This is a genomic window from Paenibacillus sp. B2(2019), from assembly GCF_008370385.1.
In the GTDB taxonomy this organism is placed as follows: domain Bacteria; phylum Bacillota; class Bacilli; order Paenibacillales; family Paenibacillaceae; genus Paenibacillus_AQ.
The window spans coordinates 66,520-79,550 of the sequence record NZ_VTZR01000011.1; the positions used below are offsets into that span (position 1 = coordinate 66,520).

The 13,031-nt window shown below is 44.4% G+C and carries 6 protein-coding genes; 2 read left to right on the forward strand and 4 right to left on the reverse strand.

Annotated elements, in window-relative coordinates:
- Positions 1-94 precede the first annotated feature (94 nt).
- Both PAENI_RS08660 and asd read left to right on the forward strand, forming a co-directional pair.
- Entirely contained in the window at positions 95-1,189 is a 1,095-nt protein-coding gene (locus PAENI_RS08660; RefSeq protein WP_149644982.1) for a YheC/YheD family endospore coat-associated protein, read from the forward strand.
- Positions 1,190-1,275: 86 nt separating this feature from the next.
- Positions 1,276-2,067, forward strand: coding sequence for an archaetidylserine decarboxylase (gene asd, locus PAENI_RS08665; RefSeq protein ID WP_042191516.1), 792 nt, complete (start codon positions 1,276-1,278; stop codon positions 2,065-2,067).
- A 73-nt stretch (positions 2,068-2,140) separates the two neighbouring features.
- Here asd and PAENI_RS08670 read toward each other — a convergent pair whose 3' ends face one another.
- The 4 genes from PAENI_RS08670 to PAENI_RS08685 all read right to left on the reverse strand — a co-directional run bounded on the left by PAENI_RS08670 (position 2,141) and on the right by PAENI_RS08685 (position 12,887).
- On the reverse strand, positions 2,141-9,007 hold the full coding sequence (locus PAENI_RS08670; protein WP_262495559.1) for a glycoside hydrolase family 3 C-terminal domain-containing protein: 6,867 nt from the start codon (positions 9,005-9,007) through the stop codon (positions 2,141-2,143).
- Between the two features lie 665 nt (positions 9,008-9,672).
- Positions 9,673-10,668, reverse strand: coding sequence for an ABC transporter substrate-binding protein (locus tag PAENI_RS08675; RefSeq protein WP_149644984.1), 996 nt, complete (start codon positions 10,666-10,668; stop codon positions 9,673-9,675).
- 218 nt (positions 10,669-10,886) lie between these two features.
- The gene (gpmA, locus tag PAENI_RS08680; protein WP_042191518.1) at positions 10,887-11,630 is read right to left on the reverse strand and encodes a 2,3-diphosphoglycerate-dependent phosphoglycerate mutase; all 744 of its coding nucleotides are present in this window, start codon (positions 11,628-11,630) and stop codon (positions 10,887-10,889) included.
- A 471-nt stretch (positions 11,631-12,101) separates the two neighbouring features.
- Complete coding sequence (locus PAENI_RS08685) at positions 12,102-12,887, reverse strand: helix-turn-helix domain-containing protein (RefSeq protein WP_042191520.1); 786 nt, start codon at positions 12,885-12,887, stop codon at positions 12,102-12,104.
- Positions 12,888-13,031: the final 144 nt, after the last annotated feature.

Consider the following 13,031-nt stretch of genomic DNA (forward strand, 5'->3'; position numbering starts at 1 on the left):
CGCATTCGTCCACCCTGACATGCGGGTACAAACATACAATGACTAGAGTAGTAAAAACGGGAATCACGTGACCGAAGAAACAGGAGGAACAAACATGGGGCATAAGCTCGTTGGAATACTACTAAATGCCGATATGCACCGGGGCGTTCCCCGGCTAAAAACAGGACAGGAGTCTCTATCCAATTATGAAGAGGCGGCCGCTGCATACGGCTTAGTCCCCTGCTTTCTGAAGCTCGCGGACATCGATACAGACTCAGGCTTCAGCGCCGCCTATATAAAGGGATCTCATGGATATAAAAGCGTAGTAGTTCCTACGCCAACTGTCATCCATAACCGGGCCATATACAGCCAGAATAGCCCAGGAATGCAACGTCTGCTGCGGCACCATCCTTTGGTGTACAATACTTGCAATCGATACGGTAAGGATGAGATCCATGAACTGCTTGAGCAGCATGAAGAGCTGCGTGAGGTTTTGCCAGCAACAACTGGCGTATCTGGACTCAAACAAATGATGAATCGTTACCCCGATCTTATTCTTAAACCTTGCCGTGGAAGCATCGGGAATGGGGTCATGCGACTGGTTCGTAAAGGGCCTCAGCGCTGGAGCTTAAATTATCTATCCCCCTCCATGCGGCGCTGGATAAGTACTCCCGTATATCAGGGGGCGCTGCCAAAAATGCTCCGAGCACGTCTTGCCTCTGTCCCTTATCTCGTGCAGGAGCGTATTCCCCTTGCTGAGATTGGAGGACGTCCCTTTGATTTACGTGTCACCGTTCAACGTGGCTGGGGAGGCGATTGGCAGGTTACCGGTCTCTTTGCTAAACTAGCGCCCCCTGGGGGGTTTGTCTCTAATATAGCCCGTGGAGGAGAAGCGTTAAGCTCTTCCTTTGCGCTGGAAAAAGCCTTCTCTAGAGCAATAGCGGCCCATATCCGTATGGCAGTCGAAAAACTTAGCCTTGTTATAGCTCGTTGTCTCGAACAAGACCTTCCAGGGCTGGCCGATATCGGACTGGATATAGGCATTACAAAGGATGGTCGCATCTTCTTCATAGAATGCAATGGCCGCGACCAACGCTATGGATTTCACAAAGCCGGCCTTACGGAGATTTGGAAGGAGAGTTACCGAAGACCTATGGGATACGCACGTTTTTTACTAGAAAAGAACAGCCTCATATATAACAGTTATTGATTTGTCTCCTATTCTATGTCAATATAATGCAGAGCAGAAGGCGGCCACATACGACCGTACTGCTGTATTATGGAAGGGAGATGGGCATGGTAAAACAATTGCTGCGGCTAATGACCGAGCTATCCTCGCACCGATGGCTTTCACGGTTAATGGGGTCTTTTTCTCATAGTAGACTCAGCCGTTTTCTAATCCCGGTATTTATTAAGACTTATCAAATCCCCTCCGCCCAAGCGGAGAAGAATCCTGGAGAATATCTCACTCTTAATGAGTTTTTCAGCCGCCGGCTGAAGCCTGGCATGCGGCCTATTGCAACCGATGCTGACGCTTTAGTTAGTCCCGTAGATGCAATGATTACTGCTATGGGTGACATTTCCTCTGGTACGATTATGAATGTAAAAGGGCAGGATTATAAGATCGAGGATCTACTGAATCATTCTCCGCATCTGGAGCTATACAAGAGAGGATTTTTCTTCGTCCTTTATCTAAGTCCTACGGATTATCACCGGATTCACTCTCCCCTTACTGGACATAAGGTTGAGAGTGATCATATTCGTGGACGAGCCTATCCTGTCAACGATTTCGGCATGCGACATATGAAGGGCGTACTGAATCGCAATGAACGTCTTATCACGTATATCGCCGGAGACTACGGAGAAACCGCAGTAGTAAAGGTAGGCGCGATGAACGTCAGCAGCATCGGGTATACGGATGCTAACGCTACCGAGTGGCAAATCGGCGATGATCTAGCCTATTTCGAGTTCGGCTCCACTGTAGTACTGCTTATGGAGAGCGGTACTTTTACCCCGAGACCCAAGCTTGAGGTCAACACGAAGGTAAAGATGGGGGAATTGCTGGGGACGCTACATCGGCCGCTTTAGTAAAGCTACGATATAACAAAATAAGGGTATCCTTAACCGATTGAAAATCGGCGCCGGGATACCCTTATTTTGTTTATTTCACTTTAGAGCTTGTTACGCTAGCATAGTAATCCAGTACATTGTTGATGATCACAGCTGCTTCAGCTCTTGAGGCCGAAGCTGTCGGATCCATTTTTCCACCGCTGCCTCCATTTACTATACCAAGATCTTTGAAGGCATAGACCGCTTCTTTAGCATAACCCGCAATAGAAGCATCATCTGGGAAGTCATGGTTAGTCGCTTGCGGCAATTCAACATTCAGTTTCTTCAATGCATTGAATAGAATTACACACAGATCCTGACGGCTAATGCTGCTATTAGGAGCAAACATGCCATTACCGATACCATTGATCAGTTGATTAGAAGTCCCAATCTCAACATAGTTTTTATACCAAGCATCTTTCAGAACGTCAGTAAACTGCTTTTGATTCTCGCCCATGCTGAAGTTGAAGCTTTTTACTACCATGGCAACAAACTCGGCACGGTTTACCTTCCCACTTGGATCAAAGCTTCCGTCTGTGCGTCCGCCGATAATATTTCTCTCCACCAGCGTTGCAATCGCAGATTCTGCCCAGCTAGGAATTAGAGTAGCATCTTTAAACTTATTCTTAAGCTCTTGTCTGATTAGTTCCGGTGTCTTCGTTTTTCCATCTGTTTTTGGAGGCTGAGGCTGCTGTTCTCCAGGTTTTACGACTTCTCCAGGAATCGATGGTACTGAAGGTACCGCTGGGGTAGTCGGTGTTGTTGTACTTGGTTGACCACCAGCTCCACCGCTGTAAGGTTTAACGATCACAGAGATCTGTACCTTCAGGCCAAGTGGATTAGCTATACCCTCAGGCAAGATCAGATCCCCCTTGATGGTGTACGTTCCTTCCGTATTACCGTTATAGCCTTCCTTGTTCCACTGAACAGAAACGACCTTATTCATCCCGGTATTCAAGGTTACTGATACTGAAGCTGGTAGCTCCAGTGCGTCAAAACTGGTACCATAAGCAACGCTTTTACTTGCTAGTGCTTGCACTGCCGTGATTTCCGGTATCGTAATGACCTCCGGCAGTACTTCGATCGTAATGGATGCCTTCAAGTCTTTGGGATTACTAACACCTTCCAGAGGTACTAGCGCTCCTTTCAGGATATAAGCTCCTTGCTTATCGCTATTGTAACCTTCACTATTCCAATCGATGGATATCGCCTTTGTCTCACCGTTGTTCAAAGTAGCTATGACCGATGATGGTAGCTTCAATCCATTAAATGGAGTGCCGAATGGAACACTCTTACTTTCCAAATCCTGCACTGTGACAATCTCAGCGACACGAATCACTTCCGGCATTACCTGAATGGTGATGGAAGCTTTCAGATCATTAGGGTTGATCATTCCTTCTTCTAATACCATAGTACCGCTCAGCACGTATGATCCTTCCACATTGCCGTTATAACCAGCAGGGCTCCATTTAACAACAAGTTCCTTCTGCTCATACGTATCAAGCGTTACTGTAACTGAAGACGGCAATTCCAACTTATCAAAAGCAGTACCAAATTCAACATTTTTGCCCTCCAGCTTCTCAACTTTAGTAATCTGGATAGGTTTAGTGCCTTCTGGCAGTACAACCACTGTAATAGAAACAGTTTGATGGGTACTATTCAATACCCCCTCAGGAAGCTCAAAGCTACCTGCCAGCGTATAACTCCCCGCTTTTTCACCGTTGAAATCTTTACTATCCCATTGTACAGGCAAGTGAATTACCCTTTTGTTGCCCAATGTAGCTTCCACTGTAGCTGGTAAATTCAATTCTCCTGCAGCAGTTCCGAACGGCACACTCAGCAGTTGCGGCTGAACAATCGATATAATTTCTTTAGCATGGGTATCTTCTGTCCATTTGGCATAATACACCGTGCTTATGTTCATTACCGTTTCTACGGTTAATGCATTACCAGTCCCTTCTTTATTATCAAACCAGCCAGCAAAAATGTAGCCTTCACGTTCCGGTACCCGAGGTAAGGTGCTTAATGCTTCACCTTTAAATGCGGTTACTTTGGTAGGAGCCGGTGAGTCCAGATAATTCTGATCGAAGGTGACTTCAATCGGGTCAGCATAAATGAGTTCAACATATTGTAAATTTGCATTTAATCCGTTAAAAATCATATACACATTTTGTTTTCCAGTCACTTTGGTTCTGTCTAGGAAGGTTTCCGCTGTCAAATAATGATCAATGTAAGAATTTCCAGGCGTTTGTTTAGTGCTTGCCATTCCATAATTCCCCCAAGCAGCGCCTGCTTTCTGAGCAAAACTAATGCTTGCAAATTCATTACCAAGTTCAAAAGAACCTCCGCCGCTGTAAGCATCAGCGTATGCTCTTCCTTGTGTAGTAGCTCTTTTAACTGGTTTACCCGTATTGTCAGCCTCTGTATAGAATTTAAAAGATGGAGACGATCCGCCTTCACGGGCATACTGCACTCTTACTTCCACAAGATTAGTCAAGTCAACCTGACCGAAATAAACAAGGTCATTAGAATTGACATAACTCATGGCGTCCGTACCACTTTCGAATCTGAACTGGGTATTCGTTGCATAAATCCATGGTGCATTATAAGGATAGATTCTAATACCGCTCTCTACTTTCAGCGTTTCTCTCGGAGCAATATTGATTGGTATAGACGATATGCTCAAATCTGTTATAGCCGCTTTCAAGGAAGCTATGGCTTCTGCAACAACCTCGTCGTTAATCGGCTCAGCAAGAACAGCCTTAACCTCATCCAGCACAGCGTTGAATTTGAGCTTTTTGTAAGCTGTATATGCATTCATATCGATATTTTGAGCAGCCTTGATATCCGCATCTAACACCGATGTGTCTACATTGTCCTGCTTCAGCTGGAAGGTGAGCCAGTTCAGGTCAATACCAGCACTCTCAAATACAATTCTAAGGGTATGCTCACCCGCCGACAGCTGAATATCAGGAATTCTAAAGGTTTTCCATACCCCTTTAGTCGTGGTGAGGTCGAAGGTACCCAGTAGCTTATCGCCATCATAGATGCCAAAGGACATTTGGGCGACATCCGATTGGCTAGAGCGAATTCGTGATGTGACTTTGTACATGCCTTCTTTCTCTACATTTACCTTATAGGAGATGGCTTCTCCCTTACTTGTGTTGGTGTAGCATAATCCGCCGTCTACATCATTACTGCTTACTGGCGTGATTATCGGAGTAATGGAGGCAAATTCCGTCTCGGCTACCTTCAATTTAGTATTTTTCCCAATCTTCTTTACTGCCAAAGCTACATCACTGTTGATTCTGACATAATCAAAATCAACAACAAATGGATCTGTAAGATTCTGACTTCCATTAGATGCAAGTAATCCAAACTTCGGATTGGCATAATTCGCAGTTGTACTGCCAAGTGAAATATATTCCTTGCCGTCAGCGCTGACATAACCGGAATAGCTGTTGCCTATTTTTTTCAAACGTAAATACAGCTCTTTCTTTTCTCCAAAAACACTGGTGAGCTGACTGGCAGACAGTTGTCCGATGGTAACAGGCTCCGTACCTCCGGTTTCTTTGGTCATACCGATGATCTTGCCGCTACTGTATTCATACTTCACCCAGATATAGTTATTATTATCCTGTGAAGCCGTGATGCCGACGCCGTTATAATTTTGATTTGGCGCTTTGCTCATATTAATTTTCACTGTTGCTTCCCAGTTGCCGAAGGCCTCCTGCTGGAAATAGTTCTTCAAATCTGCATGATCACTCCAGAAGTCGCCTCTTTCAGCGATGATTCTCAAATTGCCGAGAGCAGTGCTCAAAGACCAGTTTTTGTTGTTTTCTGTATTGGTAGCAGTCTCTTTATTAATCGTCCAGAAGTTGCTTAGATTTGTACTATCGAACTCATCGCTCTGTGGTGTCGTACCAAACTGTATCACATAGGAATTCGCCTGATCGGAGCTGATACATTTGATCGTCACTCTTTTATTGATGAGATCTACGTTGGCCGTCGCTTTTACACCATCATTCGTTTCAAACGTAACTTCAGGTAAAGTAGCCCCGTTACTGAGACCTACATCATAACTGAACCTAGTCTGTGCAAACCCCTCAAGCGGCTTACCATCAATAGAGATATTCTTTAAATAAGCATAGGTCGGATTCTCAAAAATCGGTTCCAAGCCTTCCTCCGAAGAGAAAATAACCTTGTAGATCCGTTTCTCTCCTCCGGCCGAAGCAGTAATTACAGCAGCCGGTCTATCTTTATCGGCTTGTCGTATACTTACGTCTACACCAGCTATCGCCGTAGCTTTGACTTCAGGATAGCTGCTAGTTTCAGTCGTTTCACCAAAGGCTTTATAGTCGAGTTTCAATGGATTAAATATTTTGATCTTTTTGCCGCCAACCGTAATATCAGAGAGCTGTGGATCTCCTGATTTGTCCGTATTCACCCGGAACCAATCTCTTCCCGGCGTATAATTGACCACATAATCAATCTTTGCCGTTCTTGCAAAGGCTGGAGATTTCATCAAAAAGCTCGTGATATTCTTGGCAGAACGCTGCAATTCTCCCAGGGTCAGACTGCCGTTAGCAAGCGATGTCATCGTATTAAAGGTACTGTTATTCCGATTCTTATGCGTTTCTGCATAATCGTTCGGAATTACCATGTAAAGGTCATTTTGGGCACGGACCATGGCTTTGCCGTTGGTTTCATCATAACGATTGGTAGTGGCATAGAAGCCCTGATCCTCACTCATCTTCGCCCACCAGTCTGTCATGACAATCCCTTCAAAGCCCCACTCTCCACGGAGGATGGTCGTATTCAGGTCATAGTTACTGGAAGCCCAAGTTCCGTTTACCGGACCATAGGACGTCATCACTGAACGCGCCTTTCCACTCTTTACTGCCATTTCATAACCTTTCAAATAAATCTCGCGAAGCGCTCTTTCAGAGACAAGTGCATTCACAAGATGTCTATCCGTTTCCTGATTGTTCGCTGCGAAATGCTTAATTGTAGGCGATGTACCGTTCTTCTGAAGACCTCTTGTCTGCGCAGCAGCCATGATGCCTGTCAGTAACGGATCCTCTGAAAAATACTCAAAGTTTCTTCCGTTCAGGGAACTTCTGTGGATATTGATTCCCGGTCCAAGCAGCGTATCGATATTGTTAATCAGCATTTCTTTACCGAGAAGATCGAACAATCTTTCATTCAGCTCGGTGTTCCACGTACAGGCAAGCATCGTCCCGTTCGGGATACTGGTTGCCTTCTCTGCATTGGTCTCCATCCGGATTCCTGAAGGACCGTCGGCAGCACTGTCGATAGGGAGTCCGAATTTCAGCAGATTTTTAGTGACACCACCAAAAGCCGCAGCGGTTCCGGCAGTAACTTTGGGGCTGGACATCCCTTCCCCTAAAATAATGGCCCCCAGATCGTTGTTGGACAATTGTGCAATGAACTGATCCATAGTCACTTTCTGATTGTATACATCCAATAAGGTATAACCCTTGTCCCCAGTTTGTGGAATGGAAGCAGGAAGATTTTGCTTGATTCTTTCATCCAAGTCGGTAGTCCGTGTCGGTACCTTTTCAGTGACAGTGGTAAAAGTACCATTTTCATTCGGTTGTCCTGGTTTGATACGATCAAATTCCTTAGTTGGCGCGAGCGCTTCCTGCAAGGTTTCTACAACCTTCAAAGCATTAAGGCTGTATACTCCTTGCTTTTCGCTGTCACTTACACTGTTGCCTACGTAAATATTATAGTCACCAGCTTCTAGAACATAAGATGAATCATGACCTGTAATTCCACTATCATCATATGAGGCCATATCTTTGGTGTCATACGTGATGGTGATCGACTGTGATTCCCCAGGCTGTAACAGCCGGGTTTTAGCAAAAGCAGCAAGCTCCTTGGCCGGCTTGCCAAGTTTACCTTGTGGTGCACCGTAATAAATCTGTACAACTTCTTTGCCTTCCACTTTACCTGTATTCTGAACAGTTACAGTCACTGCAACCTCATTCTCACCAGCGTTGACATTATCAGTCGTGATCTTGAAATTGGTATAGGACAGTCCGTACCCAAATGGATAGAGCACCTTATCCGGAGCAAAGGTCTCAAAATAGCGGTAGCCTACATAAATATCCTCGCTATAAGAATTTTCAGTTTTGCTGCCAAAATGTGCAGTAGAAGGATAGTCAGCAAGTGTAGCTGCAATCGTGTCGCTCAATTTACCGCTTGGCGTAACGTCTCCGGTCAGTACGTCGGCTACTGCGCTACCGCCTTCCATCCCCCCTTGCCATGTGTACAAAATAGCAGCTTTGGGATAGTTTTTAGCCCATGACATATCGATAACGTTGGCTACGTTCAATACGATGGCCACTCGGTCGAATTTGGCATAGACCCGGTTGAGCATGTCTACTTCAAGGTCTGTCAGCTTATAGGCACCCTTGACGTCCGTATTATCCTTATCTTCACCGGCTGTTCTGCCGATGATGACCACAGCTGTATCCGTTTTTGCTTTTGCTGCATCCACAATTTCATCGGTTAAAGGCATTTCTGCCTGTGACCATGGCTCTGCTGCCCAGCCACCACCGCCATTGTTGAAAGGATTCTTTTTGATCCAGTCGGCATAAACCTTCGCCAGATCTTCATTTAACTTGAGACTGGGATTGTTCCGAAGACCTTCCAGAATCCCATTCACATAATCTACTCTTACCGCACCGCCAGATCCTGTGCCTGACTTGTAATAATGCGCTTGTATGCGGCCAAATACCGATACATTTTCACTCTTCTTGATAGGGAGCACTTGTTCATTCTCATTTACTTGTGATCCTGCTGGTTTATACTCCGGATTTTGCAGCAGCACAATACCTTCAGCGGCCACTTCTCTGGACACATCCGCTAATCCCGGGAGAACCTTAGCCAAAACGGGAGAACTGGTACTAGGCGTTATGATTGAGGTTATCAGAATGCAGCAGAATAATACTTTAAGTAAGCGATTACAATTTTTCCTCATACTTATCACCATTCCTTTCGATTAAGGTACAGCTTAGGATAATGGGTCATCGTAAAGAGCGAGATTTCAATTAAAAATTTCTAATGCATAAACGTTCGCTTCATAAACCGATAGGATGATTTTACTTTCAGGAAGGAGTTATTCTCTAAGAGCGCTAGCCGCTGTGGAGTAAGGCTTATTCAAGCATCAAGTGTGTTACTGATTAAATCTAAACCGGTTTAGATTTTTCGCATAATTCTCCTAACTCATACTTACAAATTAAAACGTGCGAAATTGTTCATTAATTCCTCCTTTACTTTTTAAACTTACATTGAATACTATCATCAGAAATATCATCCTAACATAGAAAATCCTCATAGATTTATTGAATATACTCATGTATCACAGAATTCAAGTTTTTCAAAATAACTAAAAAGACTCACTCGGCAGATAGCTAAACTTATAAACCGAAGTTAAGATGGGCCCATTATAAAACAGTTACATTAAAAATAGCAGGGAGAATCAGCATCGCTCAATGCCGATTCTCCCTGCTATAAAAACCAAATGCAAGTTCGTGGACTTTCGTTGAAGTAGAATTATTTTGCAGATAAAAGACTCTCAGTAATGTAATTTAACTGCGCTTCAAGCGTAACGGGATCACTATATGTATCAGCGGTTGGGTCCAGTTGGAATACGTTGCCTGCTTTTACCGCAGGAAGATGCTTCCACAAGGGGTTGTCATAGACGATTTTTGGATCGCTCGTATCGCCAGCCCATGGGCATGTGAATACAATTTCTCCAGCAAATTGAGGCAGCTTCTCAAGGGAGATTGTTGCCCAACCAGTGCCGCTGTCTATGGCTTCTTTCTGCGCTTCAGGAGGTGCTTTCAGGCCAAATTCATTATAAATAATTTCTCCACCGCGCCCGTAGCTGTGACCGAATACGAATAGTCCACCGGAAAACGGATTTAGGATAGAAACGGTTTTGTCACCTACAGCTGCTAACACCTTAGGCTTCAATTCTTTGATTTTTTTGTTCCATTGTTCCACCCAAGCTTTAGCTTCGGCTTCTTTCCCCGTTAATGTACCGAAATCAAGCATTTGATCTCTGATAGTTTTTGCACCGTATTGAATGGCTACTACTGGCGCTATTTCGGCCAGCTTGTCGAGTCCTTCCATTCCGGAGAATACAACAATAAGATCAGGGTTCAGCTCTAAAATGTGTTCAAGAGATGGTTCATCCCCAAGGCCTTGAACGCCTTCCAGCATTCCTTCAAAGTAGGGACTGTTTAAGACACCATTCATAACACCAACCGGTTTGATACCTAACGCCAAGAAGTATCCAGTGTCGAAGGAGGTTAAATCGACAATCCGTTTCGGATGTCTGGGTACTTGAATATCTCCGTTACTTGCTTGATATGTAACCATGTCCACTTCGCTGGATGAGTCATTGGTGTTTGATGAAGATACGGCACTCTCTGTCCCATCTACTGAGGAGTTGTTATGCTCAACTGCTTGTCCGCAAGCTGCTAGCAGTAACGTTATAACCAAAGTAAACACAAGCAATAGATAAGTTTTTGGAGATTTAAACAAAATAATTCACTCCAATCGACATATTATATGATGATATTGATAATCATTATCAATATAACTATATAGTATTATTCTATCATTGGCAATGGAGAATATGTTAACATCTACTGCATTTACCTTTTGGACACCTACTACACACTAAAATAAAAGGACAGCCCCATGGCTGTCCCTTAATCTTTTCAAGTCATTATATGCTCTCCTTACATCTGTTACGCCTATTACACATGTCCTTGCTTAGCAACATCACGCGCCTTGGCCGCAACCTGTTCCGGATCTCCTAAATAAAAGCGGCTGATTGGATTAATGTCCTCATCCAGTTTGTACACGAGTGGTACTCCTGTAGGAATATTGAGCTCCAGCAGTGCTGCCTCATCAATATCTTCCATAAATTTGATCAACGCTCGCAGTGTATTGCCATGGGCTGAAATGAGCACCCGTTCCTTTTTACGTACAAGGGGAACGATGCGGTTTCTCCAGAAATCACCCACACGATGAACAGTATCTTCCAGGCTCTCGCCTCGCGGAATATCCTCCGGACGAATACTGCTATAACGAATATCATTTCTGGCATACCGAGGATCATTAAGCTCAAGCAGTGGAGGCCGAACCGATAAACTCCGTCGCCAGAGATGCAATTGTTCTTCACCGTATTTTATCGCCGTTTCACTTTTACTAAGTCCCTGAAGTGCACCATAATGCCGTTCATTCAGCTTCCAGGACTTTTGCACAGGAATCCACAGCAGATCCATTTCATCGAGAACATAGTTGAGTGTTTTGATCGATCGTTTGAGTACCGATGCAAAAGCTAGATCAAATGTATACCCTTCATCCTTCAAAAGCTTGCCAGCAGCCTTAGCCTCTTGAATACCTTTCTCGGTTAAATCCGGATCACTCCAACCCGTAAACAAATTCTGCACATTGTACTGGCTTTCACCATGACGTATTAGTACGATTTCGTACATTTTATCTCTCCTCCCACCTATATACTCTGGAACTCTGTTACATCATGCAATAGATCACCGTGATAATCTCTAGTATGGGCGTTTTTTGGGCAATTGAATGTAAGATATGCAACAGAATGCAAAATTACCCTCACAGGAGATTTATTCTATTGTATCAAATATACATTCTTATATTTCAAAAAAACCGGAAGCCTGTTGGCCCCGGTTATTTAAAGTCTTTGGTCATATCCAGCGATTGTATACCTGCTCAGTTTAGAACCAGCTATCTATGGCAAAAGCACTCGATTGTTTTAATCTTCTCAAACGGTTTCTAAAAAGCCCTGCCCCTCCACTTTTACAATCGGTGTTGCAGATTCGGCGTCTGATCATCATCCCATGCGTCTCCCCTTCCAAGAAGTTATGTAAATTCTCTGTAAACTAAACTGCAAAGTATTTACCCTTGGATGAAATAACTGAAACAACGAATGAGAATCAACGGATCTCAGATGGACTTTTTCCGGTATACTGCTTGAACTGGCGGCTGAAAAAGAAAATGTCACGGTATCCAAGTGCATCCGCTACCTCAGTAACATTCATCCCAGCGTAGAGCAGCAAATGCTGAGCACGCTCAATCCGAGCTCGAATGACATAAGATTGAACGGAAGAGCCAGTAAGCTCCTTAAACTTAATTGAGAAATACCGAGGCGACAGCCCTGCACGTGCAGCAAGATCCTCTACGCGATGCGAAATCCCGGGATGTTGGCTCACATAGTTCGCTATTTCGTGAATAATCTCTGTTAAATGGTTGCTAGCATAACGTTCTACAGGCTTCACTCGGTCCTCCCTAAGCAGATGAATCATTAGTTGCTTTAGAACAAGCTGCCCTTCTTCCTCAGCCGCGTACGTATCCACTAGGAACAGCCGGACGTAACGAGCAAGCAGATGCTCAAATTCAACGGTTTCTGCAAGTACGCGATAGGGCAGCGGAACATCCGTCACCTCTCCGGTGACATCAAAATGAATATATGTAAGGACAAGTGGTCTTTGCGGATTATGAGTAGCGCTAGTATGGTCACCCGGACGGAACAAGAAGCAGCTCCCCTTGCCCACTTGGAAGGGTTCCCCGTTACGAATAACCGTCCCTTCCCCGCTCCATACATAGAATAAATCATAATTTTGCAGCGACTTCTCTCTTTTTTGCCATTTCCAGCTTGGTTCGCACACAATCTTCGCCAAGGCAGGTAATATAACAAAAGAGGATGGCGATGCGTGCAGCATAACGTTCCCTCCTAAAAGTTTTGTTAGCATAATCTACTTGAGTTACTCCGCAAAACTCACTTCGTAAGCATTCACATTGTTTTGTTAGCATAATCTACTTAAGTTACTCCGCAAAACTTGCATCGTTAGCATTCACTTCGTTTT

Excerpts from the sequence above, each read along its gene's own strand:
- PAENI_RS08660 (WP_149644982.1), top strand. The coding sequence starts at position 95 with ATGGGGCATAAGCTCGTTGGAATACTACTAAATGCCGATATGCACCGG.
- gpmA (WP_042191518.1), bottom strand. The coding sequence starts at position 11,630 with ATGTACGAAATCGTACTAATACGTCATGGTGAAAGCCAGTACAATGTG.
- asd (WP_042191516.1), top strand. The coding sequence starts at position 1,276 with ATGGTAAAACAATTGCTGCGGCTAATGACCGAGCTATCCTCGCACCGA.
- PAENI_RS08685 (WP_042191520.1), bottom strand. The coding sequence starts at position 12,887 with ATGCTGCACGCATCGCCATCCTCTTTTGTTATATTACCTGCCTTGGCG.